The 21,641-nt window shown below is 69.9% G+C and carries 14 protein-coding genes; 11 read left to right on the forward strand and 3 right to left on the reverse strand.

All coding sequences use genetic code 11. From position 1 onward, the window contains the following. The first annotated feature begins 297 nt into the window (after positions 1–297). From leuS to holA, 9 genes are all read left to right on the forward strand, one after another. A complete protein-coding gene (leuS, locus tag LJ657_RS01640) occupies positions 298–3,180 on the forward strand; it encodes a leucine--tRNA ligase (RefSeq protein WP_232646265.1) in 2,883 nt (960 codons plus the stop codon). Between the two features lie 140 nt (positions 3,181–3,320). Next, positions 3,321–4,049, forward strand: a complete 729-nt coding sequence (locus LJ657_RS01645) for a hypothetical protein (RefSeq protein WP_232646266.1) — start codon at positions 3,321–3,323, stop codon at positions 4,047–4,049. Positions 4,050–4,121: 72 nt separating this feature from the next. After that, positions 4,122–4,967 (forward strand): DegV family protein, encoded by an 846-nt coding sequence (locus LJ657_RS01650; protein WP_232646267.1) that lies wholly within the window; start codon positions 4,122–4,124, stop codon positions 4,965–4,967. Between the two features lie 114 nt (positions 4,968–5,081). Further along, entirely contained in the window at positions 5,082–6,101 is a 1,020-nt protein-coding gene (locus LJ657_RS01655) for a ComEA family DNA-binding protein (RefSeq protein WP_232646268.1), read from the forward strand. Continuing rightward, positions 6,098–8,713 carry a ComEC/Rec2 family competence protein gene (locus tag LJ657_RS01660; protein ID WP_232646269.1) on the forward strand — a complete coding sequence of 872 codons (2,616 nt, stop codon included), beginning with the start codon at positions 6,098–6,100 and terminating at the stop codon, positions 8,711–8,713. The genes LJ657_RS01655 and LJ657_RS01660 overlap by 4 nt, the downstream gene beginning before the upstream one ends. 4 nt (positions 8,714–8,717) lie before the next feature. Further along, positions 8,718–9,524, forward strand: coding sequence for an arylamine N-acetyltransferase family protein (locus LJ657_RS01665; protein ID WP_232646270.1), 807 nt, complete (start codon positions 8,718–8,720; stop codon positions 9,522–9,524). A gap of 142 nt (positions 9,525–9,666) precedes the next feature. Next, positions 9,667–10,548 (forward strand): YceI family protein, encoded by an 882-nt coding sequence (locus LJ657_RS01670; RefSeq protein ID WP_232646783.1) that lies wholly within the window; start codon positions 9,667–9,669, stop codon positions 10,546–10,548. A gap of 89 nt (positions 10,549–10,637) precedes the next feature. Then, on the forward strand, positions 10,638–10,883 hold the full coding sequence (locus LJ657_RS01675; protein ID WP_232646271.1) for a hypothetical protein: 246 nt from the start codon (positions 10,638–10,640) through the stop codon (positions 10,881–10,883). A gap of 132 nt (positions 10,884–11,015) precedes the next feature. Further along, the gene (gene holA / locus LJ657_RS01680; RefSeq protein WP_232646272.1) at positions 11,016–12,005 is read left to right on the forward strand and encodes a DNA polymerase III subunit delta; all 990 of its coding nucleotides are present in this window, start codon (positions 11,016–11,018) and stop codon (positions 12,003–12,005) included. A 225-nt stretch (positions 12,006–12,230) separates the two neighbouring features. Here holA and rpsT read toward each other — a convergent pair whose 3' ends face one another. Continuing rightward, the gene (gene rpsT, locus LJ657_RS01685) at positions 12,231–12,497 is read right to left on the reverse strand and encodes a 30S ribosomal protein S20 (protein WP_232646273.1); all 267 of its coding nucleotides are present in this window, start codon (positions 12,495–12,497) and stop codon (positions 12,231–12,233) included. A 245-nt stretch (positions 12,498–12,742) separates the two neighbouring features. Between rpsT and lepA the strand changes: the two genes are divergently transcribed. Further along, positions 12,743–14,611: a translation elongation factor 4 gene (gene lepA / locus LJ657_RS01690; RefSeq protein ID WP_232646275.1), complete on the forward strand. Its 1,869-nt coding sequence runs from the start codon at positions 12,743–12,745 to the stop codon at positions 14,609–14,611. 266 nt (positions 14,612–14,877) lie between these two features. Next, on the forward strand, positions 14,878–16,752 hold the full coding sequence (locus LJ657_RS01695) for an AMP-dependent synthetase/ligase (RefSeq protein WP_232646277.1): 1,875 nt from the start codon (positions 14,878–14,880) through the stop codon (positions 16,750–16,752). A 105-nt stretch (positions 16,753–16,857) separates the two neighbouring features. Here LJ657_RS01695 and LJ657_RS01700 read toward each other — a convergent pair whose 3' ends face one another. Both LJ657_RS01700 and LJ657_RS01705 read right to left on the reverse strand, forming a co-directional pair. Beyond that, complete coding sequence (locus LJ657_RS01700) at positions 16,858–17,433, reverse strand: response regulator (RefSeq protein ID WP_232646278.1); 576 nt, start codon at positions 17,431–17,433, stop codon at positions 16,858–16,860. Between the two features lie 12 nt (positions 17,434–17,445). After that, positions 17,446–21,588: a HAMP domain-containing protein gene (locus tag LJ657_RS01705; RefSeq protein ID WP_232646280.1), complete on the reverse strand. Its 4,143-nt coding sequence runs from the start codon at positions 21,586–21,588 to the stop codon at positions 17,446–17,448. Positions 21,589–21,641 lie beyond the last annotated feature (53 nt).

Here is a 21,641-nt window from a genome sequence, read left to right on the forward strand (position 1 = left end):
TGTCCCGGTAGTGGGTGTTACGCGAAGTAACTTTTGACCTTGGTCCAGCTTTTGTCGGGTGATGACAGTGGTGCCAAGGAGCCATACGGAAGCGCGTCGCATCGTGCTCAAGCGCTGCGGTACCCTAACGCCATGCGTGCTGTACGCCTTCTGCTTAGCGGGCCGCGCTGATCAGTCCCGACCACCGGGCGAATCGGATGGTCGGAATCGGCGCGGCGTCCCCTCCTGTGCGAGGGGATTTTTCGTTTCTCGAACGACACCGCTGCTGGCAGAGACGATCGATGGAGCTTAAGGATCATGAGCGAGACGAACCCCGCTGCCGCCGCCGAGGCGGCAGCGCCGCACCGCTACACGGCCGCCGTCGCGGCCGAGATCGAAGCACGCTGGCAGGACTTCTGGGACGCCGAGGGCACCTATGCGGCGCCGAACCCCAAGGGTGACCTGGCCGGTGACCCCGAGGTCGTCGCCCGGCCCAAGAAGTTCATCATGGACATGTTCCCGTACCCCTCGGGCGCGGGCCTGCACGTCGGTCACCCCCTGGGGTACATCGCGACCGACGTCTTCGCGCGCTTCCAGCGCATGACCGGCCACAACGTCCTGCACACCCTGGGCTTCGACGCCTTCGGCCTGCCCGCCGAGCAGTACGCCGTGCAGACCGGCACGCACCCGCGTGTGTCCACCGAGGCCAACATCGAGAACATGAAGGCCCAGCTGCGCCGGCTGGGCCTGGGCCACGACAAGCGCCGGTCGTTCGCCACGATCGACCCGGACTACTACAAGTGGACCCAGTGGATCTTCCTGCAGATCTTCAACTCCTGGTACGACGACGAGGCGGACAAGGCCCGCCCGATCTCCGAGCTGATCGCCCAGTTCGAGACCGGTGAGCGCGCCGTACCGGGACGCACGCGCGCGTGGCACGAGCTGAGCGCCACGGAGCGTGCCGACGTCCTGAGCGAGTTCCGCCTGGCGTACGCCTCCGACGCGCCGGTCAACTGGTGCCCCGGCCTGGGCACCGTACTGGCCAACGAGGAGGTCACCGCCGACGGCCGCTCCGAGCGCGGCAACTTCCCGGTCTTCAAGGCCAAGCTGCGCCAGTGGAACATGCGGATCACCGCGTACGCCGACCGGCTGCTGGACGACCTGGACGCGCTGGACTGGCCCGAGGCCATCAAGCTGCAGCAGCGCAACTGGATCGGCCGCTCCGAGGGCGCCCGCGTCGACTTCCCGATCGACGGCGAGCGCATCACGGTCTTCACCACGCGCCCGGACACCCTGTTCGGCGCGTCCTACATGGTGCTGGCCCCCGAGCACCCGCTGGTCGAGAAGTTCACGCCGGCCGCCTGGCCGCAGGGCACGCACGAGGTGTGGACCGGCGGTCACGCGACCCCGGCCGAAGCCGTCGCCGACTACCGCGCGCAGGCCGCCTCGAAGTCCGACGTCGAGCGGCAGGCCGAGGCCAAGGACAAGACCGGTGTCTTCATCGGCGCGTACGCGACCAACCCGGTCAACGGCGAGCAGGTCCCCGTCTTCATCGCCGACTACGTCCTGATGGGCTACGGCACCGGCGCGATCATGGCCGTACCCTGCGGCGACCAGCGCGACTTCGAGTTCGCGCGCGCCTTCGAGCTGCCGATCCCCTGCATCGTCGAGCCGACCGACGACCGGGGCACCGACACCTCGACGTGGGAGAACGCCTTCTCGGCGTACGACGCGAAGATCATCAACTCGTCCCACGGCGACATCTCCCTGGACGGCCTGGGCGTCGTCGAGGCCAAGGCGCGCATCACCGAATGGCTGGCGCGCAAGGGCATCGGCGAGGGCACCGTCAACTTCCGCCTGCGCGACTGGCTGTTCAGCCGCCAGCGCTACTGGGGCGAGCCCTTCCCGATCGTCTACGACGAGGACGGCATCGCCCACTCGCTGCCCGAGTCGATGCTGCCGCTGGAGCTGCCGGAGGTCGAGGACTACTCGCCGCGCACCTTCGACCCGGACGACGCGAACACGTCCCCGGAGACCCCGCTGTCCCGCAACGAGGACTGGGTCAACGTCACGCTGGACCTGGGTGACGGCCCGAAGCGGTACCGCCGCGAGACCAACACCATGCCCAACTGGGCCGGTTCCTGCTGGTACGAGCTGCGCTACCTGGACCCGCACAACGGCGAGAAGCTGGTCGACCCCGAGATCGAGCAGTACTGGATGGGCCCGCGCGAGGGCCAGCCGCACGGCGGTGTCGACCTGTACGTCGGCGGCGCCGAGCACGCCGTGCTGCACCTGCTGTACGCGCGCTTCTGGTCCAAGGTCCTGTTCGACCTGGGGCACGTCTCCTCCGCGGAGCCGTTCCACAAGTTGTTCAACCAGGGCATGATCCAGGCGTACGTGTACCGGGACAGCCGTGGCATCGCGGTGCCGGCCGCCGAGGTGGAGGAGCGCGACGGCGCCTACTACCACCAGGGCGAGAAGGTCTCCCGGCTGCTGGGCAAGATGGGCAAGTCCCTGAAGAACGCGGTCACTCCGGACGAGATCGCCGCCGAGTACGGTGCCGACACCCTGCGTCTGTACGAGATGGCGATGGGCCCGCTGGACGTGTCCCGGCCGTGGGACACGCGCGCGGTGGTGGGCCAGTTCCGGCTGCTGCAGCGGCTGTGGCGCAACGTCGTCGACGAGGCGACCGGCGAGGTCACCGTCGTCGACGTCGAGGACGCCGACATCGACGAGGAGACGCTGCGCGCCCTGCACAAGGCGATCGACGGTGTGCGCCAGGACCTGGAGGGCCTGCGCTTCAACACCGCCATCGCCAAGGTCACCGAGCTGAACAACCACCTGACCAAGGCGGGCGGTGCGCTGCCGCGCTCCGTCGCCGAGGCCCTGGTGCTGCTGGTCGCCCCGCTGGCCCCGCACATCGCCGAGGAGCTGTGGCGCAAGCTGGGCCACACCGACTCGGTGGTCCACCAGGACCTGCCCGTCGCCGACCCGGCGTACGTGGTCGACGAGTCCGTGACCTGCGTGGTGCAGATCAAGGGCAAGGTCAAGGCGCGGCTGGAGGTCTCGCCGGCCATCTCCGAGGAGGAGCTGGAGAAGGTCGCGCTGGCCGACGAGAAGGTCGTCGCGGCGCTGGACGGCGCGGGAATCCGGAAGGTGATCGTGCGGGCGCCGAAGCTGGTGAACATCGTTCCGGCGTAGTCGCCCACCGGCCGACGCGAGCGTCTCGGGGTAGTCCCCTACGGGCAGGTTCGGGGTTCTTCTGGAACTCCGGGCCTGCCCGTCTCGTTTACCGTGGAAGAGCGACACGGGGTGTGTCGCGACCGGTCGGAGGAGGAGCGGTGGAAGGAGTGATCGCAGTGTTCGCCCTGCTCTTCGTGCTCTTCCTGGTACTCGGCACCTACGCCACGGTGAAGGTCGTCGGCGCCGCCAAGCGCCGCGTGGACCACACGATCACCCAGGCCCGCCGCACGGTCGAGGACCACACCCTGCGGGCCAAGTCCTTCGCCCAGCCCGGAGCGGCCGGCGAACTGGCCCAACTCCGCCTGAAGCTGCGCACGTCGATGCGTGCCACGCAGGACGCGCTGCACGCGGGCGTGGCCGAGGACGAGTCCCTCAAGGAGTCCCTCGGCCTCTTCGAGCGCCTCAGCGCGCACGGGCACGAACTGGACGGCGATCTCAAGCGCCTGGAGGCCGAGCCGGACCGCGCAACGCTCGCCGAGCGGCTGCCCGCCCTGCGGGAGCGCACCGAGCGCATCGTCGAGTCGGCGGACGCACTGCGCTGGGCGGCCCGCGACCGGGCGCGCCGCTTCGCCGACGACGACCTGGACTCGCTGAGCGCGCAGATAGACGTCGAGGCGGGCGCCCTGCGGCACTGGACGACAGCCGAACCCGCGTCCACCCCTCCGCCGTGGCCAGAGGCACCCGACGCCGAGGCATCCCGGCAGACCTGGCCCGAAGGCTCCCGGTCCCGGACCACCGAGGAGCCGGCGCGGCCCGCCATCACCCCGCCGGGACGGCGCCCCGCCTACCCCTGGCAGAAGAAACCCCGCCCCGAGAGCACTACTTGATCGGGTCAAGGGCAGACCAGGTGAGAGGGGCCGGGCTGCCGTCCGGCCGCTACGGCAGGTAACCTCCAGCTCATGTCCCGCCATGTCGCGATCGTCACCGATTCAACGGCCTACCTGCCGCCGCGGACGATGGAGCGCCACGGCATCACAGCGGTGCCCCTGACCGTGGTCCTCGGCGACCAGGCACTGGACGAGGGCACCGAGATCTCGACGCGCTCACTGGCCCAGGCACTCCAGAAGCGGCGCCCCGTCACCACCTCGCGGCCCAGCCCCCAGCTCTTCGCCGAGACCTACCGCAAGGTCGCCGAGTCCGGCGCCACCGGCATCGTCTCCCTCCACCTCTCCGCCGAACTGTCCGGCACCTACGACGCGGCGGCCTTGGCTGCGCGTGAGGCGCCGGTACCTGTGCGGGTGGTGGACACCGGCGCGGTGGCGATGGCGCTCGGGTTCTGCACGCTCGCCGCCGCGGAGGCCGCGGAGGCGGGCGGGACGATGGACGAGGCCGTCACGGCCGCCGAGAAGCGGGCCTCCGGCACGTCCGCCTACTTCTACGTCGACACCCTCGACTATCTGCGCCGCGGTGGCCGGATCGGCGCCGCGCAGGCGCTGCTGGGCTCCGCGCTCGCCGTGAAGCCGCTGCTGCAGCTGGACGGCGGCCGTATCGAACTCCTGGAGAAGGTCCGTACGGCGTCGAGGGCGATCGCCCGCCTCGAGGAGATCGTGGCCGACCGCGCCGGCAGCGCCCAGGTCGACATCGCCGTCCACCATCTCGCCGCCCCCGAGCGGGCGTCGGCCCTCGCGGACCGGTTGCGGGCGCGGGTGCCGGGGCTTGCCGACCTGCATGTGAGCGAGGTGGGGGCGGTGATCGGGGCGCACACCGGGCCCGGGCTGCTGGGGGTCGTGGTCTCACCGCGGTGACACGCGCCTGCCCTTTCACCCGTGTGAGGGGCGAAGTTATCCACAACTGGTGGGTAATCCCCGGGAATTGAGCAAGATCATCGCGATGGTGGCGCGGTGCCTCATCGTCGTGGCATGGCACTTCGATCACGTTCACGCACGGCGACCGCGGCCAGTGGCCCGGGGCGCGGCCCCGCATCCGACGGCCGGATCCGGCATCGTCGCCCCATGGCCCGGAGCGGGGTCCGGCAGCGGCGTCGGCATGCTTCGTCGGAGGAACTCCGTCGTCGTGCGGAGGTCCTGTTTCCCGAACGGGCGGGGGAATGGCGGGAGTCGGGGGCAGGCCCGCCGGCCCCGGCCGTCGAGGAGAACGACGAACGCGGTCTTCCACCCGGCGGGGGAACGCCCGACAGCCCGGACGGTCACCGGGCCGGCGAGACCTGGCAGACGCGGGCCGGGCTTGCGCTGCGGGAGCGCATGCCGCTGTGGTTGCAGGCGCGCTGTGGGCTGGAGCGGCGGAGTGTGGTCGCGCTCACGGCACTGCTCGTCGTTGCCGCGGTGTTCGCCGTTCAGCACTTCTGGGCCGGGCGGACACAGTCCGTGCGGGCGCCCGAGGTGGTGCGGGCGGCGGCTCCGTTCGGTGAACGGAGGGCGAGCGGGGCGCCAGGGCCGGGCGCATCGCCCGGGGTGCCGCAGGCCGCAGGCACGGCCGGGTCCGAGATCGTCGTCGACGTCAGCGGCAAGGTCCGCGAACCCGGGATCCATCGTCTGCCCGCCGGTTCACGCGTCGCCGACGCCTTGCGCGCGGCCGGTGGGCTGCGTCCCGGCACCAGCACCGACGGGCTGAACCGGGCCCGGCTCCTCGTGGACGGGGAGCAGGTGATCGTCGGCGGCCCCGCCGCCCCGGCGTCCGGCCCGGCCGCCGGCGGCCCGGTCGGTTCGGCGGCGGGCGCCGCACCCGCGGCTCCGGTCCCCCTCAACACCGCCACCGTGGACCAGCTCGACACCCTGCCGGGCGTCGGCCCCGTGCTGGCCCAGCACATCGTCGACTACCGCGCCCAGCACGGTGGTTTCCGCTCTGTGGACGAGTTGCGCGAGGTCAACGGCATCGGCGCCCGCCGCTTCGCCGATCTCCGGAATCTCGTACGGCCATGAGGCGCGCTCCCGATCTCCAGGCCCGGCGCGCGGCCGTCCACGCCGCTTCTTCCGGACGGCTCGGAGCCGCCCACCCCCGACAGGAAGGGCCGACGGACCTGCGCCTCGTGCCGCCCGCGCTCGCGGCCTGGGCGACGGCGGCGGTGATGCTGGACGCGGCGGCGGTGTGGGTCACGAGCACGGCGGTGGTGTGCCTGGTCGCGGCCGGTGTGCTGCTGCTCGTGCGCGGACGGGCAGCGGGCGGCGGAAGCACCGGCGGGCCGGTCGCCGGGCAGTCGACACCGGTGCCTGTGCCCGCGGGCCGGGCTTCGCGGGCGGGCGGTCCACCGGCGCGTGGGGCGTGGCCACGGGTCTCTGTCGCCGCCCTGCTGCTCTGCGTCGCCGCGGCCGCCGTGTCTGCGGGGCTGCACGGTGCCGACGTCCGGCGCGGTCCCGTACCGGAGCTGGCGCGCCGGTACGCCACCGTGACCGCCGAGGTCGAGGTCACCTCCGACCCACGGCTCACCCGGCCCCGCATCAGCGGGGATCATGCCGCTCCGGCCTCCCTTCTGATCGAGGGGGACGTGCGGCGGGTGGTGGAGGCCGACGGCACGGCCGCGGTGACACGGACACCCGTGTTGGTGATCGTCGACGCGGGCGCACGTGGTGCCGGAGGGGAGACCTCCGCCGACGGGCCACGGTCGCCCTGGTTCACGCTGTTGCCCTCCACGCGGGTGCGGGTCGTCGCGCGGTTCGCACCCCCCGCGGTCGGCGGAGACCGGATCGCGGCCGTGCTGCGGGTACGGGGGAAGTCGGTACCGGAGGTGGTGGGCGGGCCGTCGGGGGTGCAGCGGTTCGCGGGGCGGTTGCGGGCCGGTCTGCGGGAGGCGACCGACGGGTTGCCGGCGGACGCCAGGGCCCTGCTCCCCGGGCTGGTCGTCGGGGACACCTCGCGGATCACCCCGGAGCTGGACGAGGCATTCAAGGACACCGACCTCGCGCACACGCTCGCCGTGTCCGGGAGCAACCTCACGATCATCCTCGCCCTGCTCATCGGACCACCCGGCACGGCACAACTCGTGGAGCGCCGCGGGCTCGCGCCCCGGCTGGGCATCCCGCTGCGGACGACCGCGCTGCTCGGAGGGGCGCTCACCCTCGGGTTCGTGGTCGTGTGCAGACCGGATCCGAGTGTGCTGCGGGCCGCGGCCTGCGGGGCCGTCGTACTGCTGGCCCTCGCTACCGGACGCCGCAGGTCACTGATCCCGGCGCTGGCCACGGCGGTACTGCTCCTCGTGCTGTACGACCCTTGGCTGGCCAGGAGTTACGGCTTCCTGCTCTCCGTGCTGGCCACCGGCGCCCTGCTCACGCTCTCGCCCCGCTGGAGCGAGGCGCTGCGCAGGCGCCGGGTCCCGCCGAGGCTGGCCGAGGGGCTGGCCGCGGCGGCCGCGGCGCAGGCGCTGTGCGCGCCCGTCGTCGCGGTGCTGTCGGCGCGGGTGAGTCTGGTGGCGGTGCCGTGCAACCTGCTCGCGGAGATCGCGGTGGCGCCGGCCACGGTGCTGGGCTTCGCGGCACTGGCGACGGCGCCGGTGCTGATGCCTGTAGCCAAGGTGCTGGCCTGGTGCGCGAGTTGGCCCGCGGGCTGGATCGCGGACATCGCCCGGACGGGCGCCGCCCTGCCCGGCGGAGGAGTGGACTGGCCAGGTGGTTGGGGCGGGGCGTGGCTGCTCGCCCTGGTCACGGTGGCCGTGCTGCTGATCGGCCGAAGGCTGCTGAGACATCCGTGGTGGTGCGGTGCCTGCCTGGTGCTGCTCGTGCTCCTCGTCGTGCAGCCGCCACCGTTGACCAGGGTGATCACCGGGTGGCCGCCGCCGGGGTGGCGGTTCGCCATGTGCGATGTGGGGCAGGGCGACGCAACGGTCCTCGCGGCGGGGAACGGCAGCGGTGTGGTGGTGGACGCCGGGCCCGATCCGAAGCTCGTCGACCGCTGCCTGCGGACGCTCGGCATCACCAGGATCCCCCTGATCGTGCTCACCCACTTCCATGCCGACCATGTGGCCGGGTTGCCCGGTGTGCTGCGCGGACGTGAGGTGGGCGCGATCGAGACGACGGGCTTCGAACAGCCCGCGGACCAGGTGCGGTTCGTACGGAAGGAGGCGGTGGCACGGCACATCCCGCTCACCCGGGCGGTGGCGGGGGAGCAGCGCCGGACTGGTTCGCTGTCCTGGCAGGTGCTGTGGCCCCCGCCCCGCCCGGCACCCGATCCGGACGGGCCGAACGACGCCAGCGTCGCCCTGCTCGTCAGGTCGGGTGGGCTGCGGCTGCTGCTGCTCGGGGATCTCGAACCCCCGGCCCAGCAAGCGCTGTTGAGATCGCAGCAGGGTGCGCTGCTGGGCGGTGTGGACGTGCTCAAGGTGGCCCATCACGGTTCGGCGTACCAGGATCCGGAGCTGCTGCGCAGGGTGGCGCCGCGGATCGCGTTGATCAGTTGTGGGGAGCACAACATGTACGGCCACCCCGCCCCCAGCACGGTCGCGGCGCTGCGGGCCGAGGGCGCGGTGGTGCTGCGGACGGACCGGGACGGGGCCCTCGCGGTCACGGGGGAGGGCAGGGAGCTGGGGGTGGCGCGAGACTGAGGGCATGAACTCAGCACAGGTCGATGCCTACCTCCGCCGCCTGGGAGCCGAGCGTCCGGCGCGGGCCCTCGGCGCCACCGCCGACGTGCTGCGCGAGCTGCACCTGCGGCATCTGCGGACGGTGCCCTTCGAGAACCTGTCGATCCACCTCGGAGAGAAGATCGTGCTGGAGGAGAAGCGGCTGCTGGACAAGCTGGTGGGGGCGCGGCGGGGCGGGTTCTGCTACGAACTCAACGGGGCGTTCGGGGCCCTGCTCGGCGCGCTGGGGTTCGACGTCACGCTGCTCGCGGCGCGGGTGCACGGGGACGAGGGGCGACTCGGGATCCCGTACGACCATCTCGCGCTGCGGGTGCGGGCGTCGGACGGGAGCGAGTGGCTGGCGGACGTGGGCTTCGGGGCGCACAGCCACTACCCGCTGGCGTTCGCGGAGCGGGGTGAGCAGGAGGATCCCGGTGGCAGCTTCCGGATCGTCGAGGCGGGGCCGGACCTGGACGTCGTCGTGGGCGGCAGGCCGCAGTACCGGCTGGAGGTGCGGCCCCGTGAGCTCGGCGACTTCGTGGCCGGGGCGTGGTGGCACAGCACCTCGCCGGCGTCGCACTTCGTGCAGTCGCTGGTGTGTTCAAGGGTGACGGAGGACGGAGGGAGGATCACGCTCAGCGGGCGCACGTTCAAGGAGACAGCTGCCGACGGGGCGCGGGAGGAGCGGGAGTTGGGCACGGACGAGGACGTGCTCGGGGCGTACCGGGAGAGGTTCGGGATCGACCTCGGCTGTGTGCCGACTGTGCGAAATCCCCTGGGGGTGACGGATTGATGTCACATGGCGTCACATGGGTCGAGAGGGGACCAGTCGTTGCTACTCGTGCGTAGACACTCCGTGTTGCCTCGAAAGCCGCATCGGTGATCGAATGTCTCTTCGGCAACAGGAGATGTCGAGGCGTACAGGGGTGGCGTGGATGTTCGGCCGCTGGCTGGGAAACCGAACGAACAGGGTGCAACGGACGGGTCCCCTGGCGGCGGTGCAGACCCCGCCGAGTGCCGGGGTGCTGAGCTGTCGGGTGCTGGATCCGGTCAACGAGCCGGTGAGACACGCGGAGTTCGCGGTAAGCGACACCATGGGGCGCAAGGTGGTCGGCGGGGAGACGGATCCCTACGGGTCGTTCGTGACCACGGTGCCCGCGGGAGAGTACCGGCTCGCGGTGTCCGCCGAGGGATACACGCCCTACCGGGCGAGCGCGACCATCGGGGAGAACGCGCTCGCCTCGCTGGGGGATGTGACGCTTCAGGTCGCGAGGCCGCCGGAGCTGCCGCCGGCGGGCGACTGGGAGATCGAGCCCACGCATTCCTCGATCGGGTTCACCGCGCGGCACATCGGGCTGGCCCGGATCCACGGCCGGTTCAACTCCTTCGCGGGGGCCGTCCGGATCAACGAGCCGGTGGAACAGTCGGCGATGCATGTGGTGATCGACGCGGCGTCCATCGACACGAACGTCCGGATGCGGGACGATCATCTGCGGTCCGGGGACTTCCTGGACGTGGTGCGCTTTCCGACGCTGGAGTTCTACAGCGAGCGGTTCGTGCACAAGGGCGGCAGCCGGTGGGCGGTCGTCGGTGCCCTGTCGCTGCACGGTGTGACGCGTACGGTCACGCTCGACACCGAGTACCTCGGGCTCGGCAACGGCATGGAGGGCGAGGTACGGGCGGCCTGCCGGGCCACGACGGAACTGCACCGGGACGACTTCACGGTGAGCTGGCAGACCATGCTGGCGCGGGGGATCGCGGTGGTGGGGCCGAGCATCCGGATCGATCTTGACGTACAGATCATGCGCAAGGCTTGACGTACGGACCGTGCGCAGGGCTTGACGTGCGGACCGTGCGCAAAGGGTGACCTGCGGGGCTCTCCCGCCGGTGCCGGACAATGGCTGCCGTGAGTGATGTGAGACATGTGCTGGTGCTGCCCGACCGCGATGCGGCGGAGGAGGTGGCCGAGGCGCTGGGGAAGCGGTTCGGGGTGTCCGAGGAGCCGCGGCTCGTACGGGACGCGCTGGCCGGTGAGGACGACGCTGAGGACGCCCAGTGGCTGGTCGTGCTGCGGGACGAGGACGGGCGGCTGGATCCCGGCGAGCTGGACGAGTTCGCGGGGGAGTGGGAAGGGTGGCGGGAGGAACCGTAGCGGGGGTTTCGCTCGCCCGCGGGTGCCGCTCTCTTTGGGACGGGTGCGGCCCCGAGCGGCACGACTGCCCGCAGGCTGCGTCCGTGCGACGCTCGGATCGCATTGTCAGTGCCCCGTGCCATGCTTGTCGCGATGGCCAGGAAGACTGCTGAAGACGACCCTCTCGCCCCGGTGACGCTTGCCGTGGGCCAGGAGGACCTCCTGCTCGACCGTGCCGTGCAGGAGGTGGTGGCCGCCGCCAGGGCCGCCGACGCCGACACGGACGTACGTGACCTGACACCGGACCAGCTGCAGCCCGGCACGCTCGCCGAGCTGACCAGCCCCTCGCTCTTCGCCGAGCGCAAGGTCGTGGTCGTACGCAATGCCCAGGATCTCTCCGCCGACACCGTCAAGGACGTGAAGGCCTATCTCTCGGCGCCCGCCGAGGAGATCACCCTTGTGCTGGTGCATGCGGGCGCGGCCAAGGGCAAGGCGCTACTCGACGCCGCGCGCAAGGTCGGGGCGCGGGAGGTGGCCTGTCCGAAGATGACCAAGCCGGCGGATCGGCTGGCCTTCGTGCGCGGGGAGTTCAGGGCGGCTGGGAGGTCTGCCACGCCCGAGGCCTGCCAGGCACTCGTCGACGCCCTCGGCAGCGATCTGCGGGAGCTGGCGTCCGCTGTCTCCCAGCTGGTCGCGGACGTCGAAGGGACCATCGACGAGGCCGTCGTCGGGCGGTACTACACCGGGCGGGCCGAGGCGTCGAGCTTCACGGTCGCCGACCGGGCCGTGGAGGGGCGGGCGGCCGAGGCCCTGGAGGCGCTCAGATGGTCCCTGGCCACCGGAGTGGCACCGGTGATGATCACCAGTGCGCTGGCGCAGGGCGTGCGGGCGATCGGAAAGCTGTCGTCCGCGCGTGGCGGGCGGCCGGCCGACCTGGCGCGTGAGCTGGGGATGCCGCCGTGGAAGATCGACCGGGTGCGGCAGCAGATGCGGGGGTGGACGCCGGACGGGGTGGCGGTGGCCCTCAGGGCGGTCGCGGAGGCGGACGCGGGCGTCAAGGGCGGCGGGGACGATCCTGAGTACGCGTTGGAGAAGGCGGTCGTGGTGATCGCCCGTGCCGCGCGGTCCCGGGGGCGGGCGTAGGGGGCCGACGCCGTACGGGCTGACCAGCGCCGAAGGCCCCGGCACCCGCCCTGGGGAAGGGCTGGGTGCCGGGGCCTTCGGCTCAAGCTGTCGGATCCGCGCCCGCGTGGCGAACGCAGGCCGCGCGCGGATCCTCTGGTGCCGGTCAGGAGCGGATGAGAGAGGGCCCGCTCTGGGTCCTTCCGGCGGTTCGGTCCCGTGGGACCGGTCAGATCAGTAAGAGGTTCAGCCCTTGACGGCGGTGACCTTGGAAGCAAGCGCCGACTTCTTGTTGGCGGCCTGGTTCTTGTGGATGACACCCTTCGAGACGGCCTTGTCGAGCGCACGCGCAGCAGCGCGCTGGTACTCGGTGGCCTTCTCGGCGTCACCCGCGGCAGCGGCCTCGCGGGCCTTGCGGATCGCGGTCTTCAGGGAGGACTTGACGGCCTTGTTGCGCAGCCGGGCCTTCTCGTTGGTCTTGATCCGCTTGATCTGGGACTTGATGTTCGCCACTGATTGAGCCTTTTCAGGTTCAGGTACAGGGCCAGGAGCACTCCGTGCAGGAGATACCGGGTCCCGTACCGGGTGATTTCTTGGGAGTTGTGCCTCGCGCTGAGAGGGCATGAGACACAGCCACCCAGAGTACCAGTGGCCGCCCGGACGGCCCAAAACGGTCTCCGGTCGCCACCCGTGGGACCATGGAGCCTACGTATCGATCCGACCCGAGGCACAAGGCGCCTCAAGAGACAGGACCCTGCGTGCCCGCGACCCCTAACAATGTGCCCGAGCCGAGCCGTACCGCCCCGGCTCTGATCCGCAATTTCTGCATCATCGCGCACATCGACCACGGCAAGTCCACGCTCGCCGACCGGATGCTCCAGCTGACCGGTGTGGTCGAGCAGCGGCAGATGCGTGCTCAGTACCTCGACCGGATGGACATCGAGCGCGAGCGTGGCATCACGATCAAGTCCCAGGCGGTGCGGCTGCCCTGGGCTCCGACCCACGAGCCCGGCAACACGCACATCCTCAACATGATCGACACGCCGGGGCACGTCGACTTCACCTACGAGGTCTCGCGGTCGCTCGCCGCCTGCGAGGGAACCGTCCTCCTGGTCGACGCCGCCCAGGGCATCGAGGCCCAGACCCTCGCCAACCTGTACCTGGCGATGGAGAACGACCTCACGATCATCCCCGTACTGAACAAGATCGACCTGCCGGCCGCGCAGCCCGAGAAGTTCGCCGAGGAGCTCGCGAACCTCGTCGGCTGCGACCCTGACGACGTGCTGCGGGTGTCCGCCAAGACCGGTCTCGGCGTCGACGCGCTGCTCGACAAGGTGGTCAAGGAGATCCCGGCGCCGGTCGGCGTCGCGGACGCCCCCGCCCGCGCGATGATCTTCGACTCCGTCTACGACTCCTACCGCGGCGTCGTGACGTACGTACGAGTCATCGACGGGCAGCTCAACAAGCGCGAGCGCATCCGGATGATGTCCACCAACGCCACGCACGAGCTGCTGGAGATCGGGACCAACTCGCCGGAGATGCTCCCCGCCGACGGTCTCGGCGTCGGCGAGGTGGGCTACCTCATCACAGGCGTGAAGGACGTCCGCCAGTCCAAGGTCGGTGACACGATCACCAGCCTGCACAACGGCGCGACCGAGGCCCTCGGTGGATACAAGGACCCGAAGCCCATGGTCTTCTCCGGGCTGTATCCGCTGGACGGCTCCGACTACCCCGAGCTGCGCGACGCCCTCGACAAGCTCCAGCTGAACGACGCGGCGCTCGTCTACGAGCCGGAGACCTCCGCCGCCCTCGGCTTCGGTTTCCGCGTCGGCTTCCTGGGCCTGCTGCACCTGGACGTGATCCGTGAGCGGCTGGAGCGGGAGTTCGGGCTCGACCTGATCGCGACCGCGCCCAACGTGGTCTACCGCGTGATCATGGAGGACGGGACCGAGCACACGGTCACCAACCCCAGCGAGTTCCCCGAGGGCAAGATCAACGACGTGTACGAGCCGGTCGTGCGCGCCACGATCCTCGCGCCGTCGGAGTTCATCGGCTCGATCATGGAGCTGTGCCAGACCCGGCGCGGCACCCTGCTCGGTATGGACTACCTGTCCGAGGACCGCGTCGAGATCCGCTACACGCTCCCTCTCGCGGAGATCGTCTTCGACTTCTTCGACCAGCTGAAGTCGAAGACGCGCGGCTACGCCTCGCTGGACTACGAGCCCACCGGCGAGCAGACCTCCAGCCTGGTCAAGGTCGACATCCTGCTGCACGGAGACAAGGTCGACGCCTTCTCCGCGATCACCCACAAGGACGCGGCCTACGCCTACGGTGTGCGGCTCGTCGCCAAGCTGCGCGAGCTCATCCCGCGGCAGGCCTTCGAGGTGCCCATCCAGGCCGCCATCGGCTCCCGGGTGATCGCCCGCGAGACCATCCGTGCCATCCGCAAGGACGTCCTCGCCAAGTGCTACGGCGGCGACATCTCCCGTAAGCGCAAGCTGCTGGAGAAGCAGAAGGAGGGCAAGAAGCGGATGAAGATGGTGGGTTCCGTGGAGGTTCCTCAGGAGGCGTTCATCGCCGTGCTCTCCAGCGATGACAGCGCGGGGTCGGGCAAGGGCAAGAAGTAACCGCGGGTAACAACGGGTTACGGAACCAATCCGGACACAACAGGGGCTCGTCGTACGAAACCGCGGCGAGCCCCTACGCGTGCGTAGCGTTGCTCTCTGTAGGAAGCGACAGGCCGCCGCCCCTTACGAACCGGCCGGTCGGGCTCTACCCTGATCTCTGCTCGATAGTTACTCGCGAGTTAAACAACGGTTCGCGAGTGGATACAGCCGCAGTCAATACCGCCGCACTTGAGCCAGCCGCGCTGCCGCGGGCCCCGGAGGATGTCGTGAGCGACACACAGACACTGATCGAGAACCGTCCGCCGAGCGTGGCGACCCTCTTCCTGGAACGCGTCGTGGCCACACCGGACGCGGAGGCCTACCGCTATCCGGTGGCGCCCGCCTCCGGTGGGGGCCCCGACGACTGGAAGGCGCTCAGCTGGGCGCAGGCCGCGGAGCGGGTCTACGCGATCGCGGCCGGTCTGATCGAACTGGGCGTGCAGCCCGAGCAGCGCGTCGCGCTGGCCGCCTCCACCCGGGTCGAGTGGATCCTCGCCGACCTCGGCATCCTGTGCGCCGGAGCGGCCACGACCACGGTCTACCCGCAGACGAACGCCGACGAGTCGGCGTTCATCCTCTCCGACTCGGAGAGCCGGGTGCTGATCGCGGAGGACGCGGCACAGCTCGCCAAGGCGGTCGAGAAGCGCGGCGAGCTGCCCGACCTCACGCATGTCGTCGTGATCGACCCCGCAGGAGTCGAGACCGGCGACTGGGTCCTCACCCTCAGCGAGCTGGAGGCGCGGGGCGCCGCCCGCCTCGAGAAGGACCCCGACCTGATCAAGGAGCGGGTCGGTGCGATCACGTCCGATCAGCTCGCGACCCTGATCTACACCTCGGGCACGACCGGCCGTCCCAAGGGCGTGCGCCTGCCGCACGACAACTGGTCGTACATGGCCAAGGCGATCGCCGCGACCGGCCTGATCAGCACCGACGACGTGCAGTACCTGTGGCTGCCGCTCGCGCACGTCTTCGGCAAGGTGCTCACCTCGGGCCAGATCGAGGTCGGTCACGTCACCGCAGTCGACGGCCGCGTCGACAAGATCATCGAGAATCTGCCGGTCGTGCAGCCGACGTACATGGCGGCCGTCCCGCGCATCTTCGAGAAGGTCTACAACGGGGTCGCGGCCAAGGCGAAGGCCGGCGGCGGCGCCAAGTACAAGATCTTCCAGTGGGCGGCCGAGGTCGCCCGCGAGTACGCCAAGACCGCGCAGGACAACTTCCGGCGCACCGGCACGGCGTCCGTCCCGTTCTCGCTCGGCGCCAAGCACAAGGTCGCCGACGCGCTGGTCTTCGCCAAGATCCGCGAGGCCTTCGGCGGGAACCTGCGGGCCTGTGTCTCCGGGTCGGCGGCCCTCGCGCCGGAGATCGGCTACTTCTTCGCCGGCGCCGGCATCCACATCCTGGAGGGCTACGGCCTCACCGAGTCCTCCGCCGCCTCCTTCGTGAACCCCGGCGAGGCCTACCGCACCGGCACGGTCGGCAAGCCGCTGCCCGGCACGGAGGTGCGGATCGCGGACGACGGGGAGATCCTGCTGCGCGGCCCGGGCATCATGGAGGGCTACCACGGGCTGCCCGAGAAGACCGCCGAGGTGCTGGAGTCGGACGGCTGGTTCCACACCGGTGACATCGGTGAGCTGTCGCCCGACGGGTATCTGCGCATCACCGACCGCAAGAAGGACCTCATCAAGACGTCCGGCGGCAAGTACATCGCGCCCGCGGAGGTCGAGGGGCAGTTCAAGGCGGTGTGCCCGTACGTCTCCAACATCCTGGTGCACGGGGCCGACCGGAACTTCTGCACCGCGCTCATCGCGCTGGACGAGCCGTCCATTCTCGACTGGGCCAAGGAGAACGGGCTGGAGGGCAAGTCGTACGCCGAGGTCGTGGCTGCGCCGACCACCGTTGCGCTGATCGAGGGGTACGTCAAGGAGCTCAACGCAGGGCTTCAGCGGTGGCAGACCGTGAAGAAGTTCCGGTTGTTGCCGCGGGATCTCGATGTGGAGCACGGTGAGATCACGCCCAGCTTGAAGCTGAAGCGGCCTGTTGTCGAGCGGGAGTACAAGCACCTCATTGATGAGATGTACGCGGGGACGCGCGAAGCGTAGGGGGTGGCCGGGGACCGTCGGCGACTGAATCGTCGTCGCGGCTGGTCGCGCCCACGCGGCGGAGCCGCAAATCGATACAGCCACCGCGCCCCTGAAAGACAAGAGCTAGAAGGCGCGGCCCCTGGCTACGAGTTCCCGGAGCTCCCGGACCTGCACACGCAGTGCTGCCAGGTCCGGGGGCTCCTCCGCGTCCAGCTGCCTTTCCAGTTCGGCCAGTCCGGTGCCCACCTCGCCGTAGTCCGACTGCTCCTGGGCCAGTATTCGTTCCAGTTGTCGGTTCTTGCGGTGGAGGTCCAGGAAGACGCTGACCTTTGCCCTCAGGACCCAGGGGTCGAAGGGCTTGGTCAGGTAGTCCGCGGCTCCGGTGGCGTAGCCGCGGAAGGCGTAGCCGGAGTCGTCCTCCGCGCCGGTCAGGAAGATGATCGGGACGTCCTTGGTCTGGTCGAGCCGCTTGATGTTGGCGGCCGTCTCGAATCCGTCCATGCCGGGCATGCGGACGTCGAGCAGGACGAGGGCGAAGTGCCGGCGCAGCAGTGCTTTCATCGCCTCCTCGCCCGAACGTGCGCGTACCAGCGGTTCGTTGAGGGACCCCAGGACGGCCTCCAGCGCGATCAGGTTGTCCTCCATGTCGTCCACGAGGAGGATGCTGGCGCGCTCGTTGGTCGTTGCCTCAGCGCTCATGGTGAGTGTGCCTCATTCGGTGTTCGGCCCTGCCGCCGCTTCCTCGGTCGTGCCCGGCTGCGGGGCAGTGGTGTCGGTGGTGTCGTCTGCGCCCTCCGGATCCAGCAGTGCGCAGACGACCGTCAGCAGCTGGTCGACGTCCACCGGCTTCGGTACGTAGTCGTTCGCACCCCGGCCGATGGACTTCTCGCGGTCTCCGGGCATCGCCTTGGCGGTCAGGGCGACGATCGGCAGACCGGTCCAGCGGGGGGCGCGGCGGATGGCGGCGATGGTCTCGTAACCGTCCATCTCCGGCATCATGATGTCCATCAGGACGAGTTCGACGTCCGGGTTGCGCTCCAGCGTCTCGATGCCCTCGCGGCCGTTCTCCGCATACAGGACCGGCATGCCGACGCGGCCGAGGACATGGGTGAGGGCGAAGACGTTGCGGATGTCGTCGTCGACGATCAACACCCGCCGCCCGGGCAGTACCTGGCCCGCCCGGCCCGTCTTCCACGCCTCCAGTTTGGTGGGGGCCGGCCAGGAGTCGTCCACGTCGTGCGTGGCGGTGAACGGCTCGGTGGACAGCTGCTCCGGCATCGGCAGGGCATGCTCCTCGGGGACGGTGGCGGGGTGCCCGGGGCTGACGACGGGGACGTACAGCGTGAAGGTGGACCCCTTGCCGGGCTCGCTGGTGGCGACGATACGGCCGCCGAGAAGGCCCGCGATCTCCCGGCTGATGGACAGGCCCAGGCCCGTGCCGCCGTACTTGCGGTTGGTGGTGCCGTCGGCCTGCTGGAACGCCTCGAAGATCACCGGGAGTTTCTCGGCCGCGATGCCGATGCCGGTGTCCGTGACGGCGAAGGCGATCACGTCGTCGCTGTCGCGGACATGGAGGCGCTCGGGGTCCTTGATCCGGTTCACCCGCAGCTCGACCCGGCCCGCCGCGGTGAACTTGATGGCGTTGGAGAGCAGGTTGCGCAGGATCTGCTGGAGCCGCTGCTCGTCCGAGTACATCTCACGCGGCACGTCCTCGCCGACCGCCACCTCGAAGGCGAGGCCCCGGTCGAGGGTGAGCGGGCGGAAGGTGGCGTGGACGTAGTCCAGGAGCTTGATGAGCGGCAGCTTCTTCGGGCGTACGTCCATGCGGCCCGCCTCGATCTTCGACAGGTCCAGGATGTCGTTGATCAGCTGGAGGAGGTCGGAGCCGGAGCGGTGGATGGTCGTCGCGAACTGCACTTCCTGGTCGGAGAGATGGCCGTCCGGGTTGTCGGAGAGCAGCCTCGCGAGGATCAGCAGGGAGTTCAGGGGCGTGCGCAGCTCGTGCGACATGTTCGCCAGGAACTCCGACTTGTACTGGGAGCTGGTGGCCAACAGGGCTGCCTTCTCCTCCAGTTCGGCGTTGGACCGCTGCAACTCGGCCTGCTGTTTCTGGAGTTCGTCCGAGCGCTCCTGGAGCTGCATGGCCAGGCGCTGGGACTCGCCGAGCAGGGACTCCGTGCGGGAGTTGGCGATGATCGTGTTGATCGCGACGGCGATGGTGTTGACGAACTGGTCGAAGAAGGCGAGATGGACGTCGGAGAAGCGGGAGAAGGACGCCAGCTCGATCACGCCGAGGAGCTTGTCCTCGAAGAGGATCGGGATGATGACCACGCTCGTGGGGGCCGCCTCACCGAGCCCGCTGTTGATCTTGATGTAGTCCGGCGGGGCCTCCTCGACGAGGATCCGCTTCTTCTCGCGGGCCGCCTGCTGGACCAGGCCGTGCACCGGGAGCCCGCCGGTCTCGACGGTCGCGCCCTGCGCCGAGCCGTACCCGGCGATGAACGCGAGCCCCTTCGTGGGAACGGTGGTGCGCAGCGCGGCGCCCTCCTCCTCCGGGTCGGCCAGGAAGAACGCGCCGTACTGGGCGTTCACCAACGGCGTCAGCTCGCGCAGCAGCAGGTCGGCGACCTCCATCAGGTCGCGGTGGCCCTGCATCAGCGCGGCCAGCCGGGCCAGGTTGGACTCCAGCCAGTCCTTCGCGCGGGTGGTCTCGCGGAGGTTGGACACCATCAGGTTGATGTTGTCCTTCAGCTCGGCGACCTCGCCCTGGGTCTCCACGGTGATGGAGCGGGACATGTCGCCCTGGGCCACCGCGGAGGCGACCTCGGCGATCGCACGGACCTGGGTGGTCAGGTTCGACGCCAGCTCGTTCACGTTCGTCGTCAGGCGCTTCCAGGTGCCGTACACGCCCTCGACCCTGGCCTGGCCGCCGAGCTGACCCTCGGAGCCGACCTCACGGGCCACGCGGGTGACCTCGGAGGAGAACGAGGAGAGCGTGTCGACCATCGTGTTGATGGCGGTCTTCAGCTCCAGGATCTCGCCGCGTGCGTCGACGTCGATCTTCTTGGAGAGGTCGCCGTTGGCGACGGCGGTCGTCACCTGTGCGATGTTCCGCACCTGCGAAGTGAGGTTGTCCGCCATGTAGTTGACGTTGTCGGTCAGGTCCCGCCACACACCGGACACCCCGAGCACCTGGGCGCGACCGCCCAGCCGGCCGTCGGTGCCGACCTCGCGGGCCACCCTCGTCACCTCGTCGGCGAAGGCGCGCAGCTGCTCCACCATCGTGTTGACGGTGTCCTTCAGTTCCAGGATCTCGCCGCGTGCGTCTACGGTGATCTTCTTGGAGAGGTCGCCGTTGGCGACGGCGGTCGTCACCTGTGCGATGTTGCGGACCTGCGAAGTCAGGTTCAGCGCCATGAAGTTGACGTTGTCGGTCAGGTCCTTCCAGACTCCGCTGACGCCCCGCACCTGCGCCTGGCCGCCGAGGTTTCCCTCGGTGCCGACCTCGCGGGCCACGCGGGTGACCTCGTCGGCGAAGGCGGACAGCTGGTCCACCATCGTGTTGATCGTGGACTTCAGCTCCAGGATCTCGCCCTTCGCCTCGACCGTGATCTTCTTGCCGAGGTCGCCCTGGGCCACCGCGGTCGAGACGAGGGCGATGTTGCGGACCTGCGAAGTCAGGTTGTCCGCCATGAAGTTGACGTTGTCGGTGAGGTCCTTCCAGACGCCCGAGACGCCCCGGACCTGGGCGCGACCGCCGAGGTTTCCCTCGGTGCCGACCTCGCGGGCGACCCTCGTCACCTCGTCGGCGAAGGCGGAGAGCTGGTCCACCATGGTGTTGATGGTCGACTTCAGTTCGAGGATCTCGCCCTGCGCGTCGACCGTGATCTTCTGGCTCAGGTCGCCGTTGGCGACGGCGGTGGTCACCTGTGCGATGTTGCGGACCTGTGAAGTCAGGTTCGAGGCCATGAAGTTGACGTTGTCGGTCAGGTCCTTCCAGACCCCGCTGACGCCCCGCACCTGGGCCCGCCCGCCCAGCTGACCCTCGGTACCGACCTCGCGGGCCACGCGGGTGACCTCGTCGGCGAAGGCGGACAGCTGGTCGACCATCGTGTTCACGGTCAGTTTCAGTTCGAGCAGCTCACCGGTCGCCTCGACCGTGACCGTACGGGTCAGGTCACCGCGGGCCACCGCGGTCGTCACCAGGGCGATGTCCCGCACCTGGGCGGTCAGCCGGGACGCCATCGTGTTGACGGCCTCGGTCACGTCCCGCCAACTGCCCGAGAGCCCCGTCACCTTGGCCCGCCCGCCGAGCCGCCCCTCGGTGCCGACCTCGCGCGCGACCCGGGTGACCTCGCCGGTGAACAGCGACAGCTGGTCGACCATCTTGTTCACGGCGCGGCCCAGCCGCCGCAGATCACCGCGCAGCTGCCGGTTGCCGTCGTGCAGGTCGACCCGCTGGGTCAGATCGCCGCCGGCCACCGCGTCGAGCACCCGCGTCGCGTTCGCCGCCGGGGCCACCAGGGCGTCAAGGAGCTGGTTCACATCGTTGACCCGGGAGGTCCAGGCGCCCTGCCCCGGGCTCGCCGTCACCCGTTCGTCGAGCCGCCCGTGCCGTACCAACTCCCGCTTCACGCGCTGCACTTCTCCGTTGAAGTGCGTGTTGCGGTCCATGATCTGGTTGAACACGGCCGTCAACTCGGCCACGATCCCGTGGCCTGTCTCCGGAACCTTCGTGAAGTCACCGTCCCGCGCGGCGGTCATCGCGGCGAGCAGCGGACGCAGCTCCGATGCTCGGAGTTGTTCCGGTTTTTGACCGTCTTCGAGCACACGCGTAGCACTGTTCTCACTCATGGCGGCCCACTTCAGTAACTCGGCGCTTATGGGCGGGGTCAGTCTGTCACTCT

It is taken from the genome of Streptomyces guryensis (genome assembly GCF_021261325.1).
Classification (GTDB): Bacteria; Actinomycetota; Actinomycetes; order Streptomycetales; family Streptomycetaceae; genus Streptomyces; species Streptomyces guryensis.

Bases quoted from the DNA above. Each gene is read 5' to 3' on its own strand.
- leuS (WP_232646265.1), top strand. From the start codon at position 298: ATGAGCGAGACGAACCCCGCTGCCGCCGCCGAGGCGGCAGCGCCGCAC.
- LJ657_RS01650 (WP_232646267.1), top strand. From the start codon at position 4,122: ATGTCCCGCCATGTCGCGATCGTCACCGATTCAACGGCCTACCTGCCG.
- LJ657_RS01655 (WP_232646268.1), top strand. From the start codon at position 5,082: ATGGCACTTCGATCACGTTCACGCACGGCGACCGCGGCCAGTGGCCCG.
- LJ657_RS01660 (WP_232646269.1), top strand. From the start codon at position 6,098: ATGAGGCGCGCTCCCGATCTCCAGGCCCGGCGCGCGGCCGTCCACGCC.
- LJ657_RS01665 (WP_232646270.1), top strand. From the start codon at position 8,718: ATGAACTCAGCACAGGTCGATGCCTACCTCCGCCGCCTGGGAGCCGAG.
- LJ657_RS01670 (WP_232646783.1), top strand. From the start codon at position 9,667: ATGTTCGGCCGCTGGCTGGGAAACCGAACGAACAGGGTGCAACGGACG.
- holA (WP_232646272.1), top strand. From the start codon at position 11,016: ATGGCCAGGAAGACTGCTGAAGACGACCCTCTCGCCCCGGTGACGCTT.
- LJ657_RS01700 (WP_232646278.1), bottom strand. From the start codon at position 17,433: ATGAGCGCTGAGGCAACGACCAACGAGCGCGCCAGCATCCTCCTCGTG.
- LJ657_RS01705 (WP_232646280.1), bottom strand. From the start codon at position 21,588: ATGAGTGAGAACAGTGCTACGCGTGTGCTCGAAGACGGTCAAAAACCG.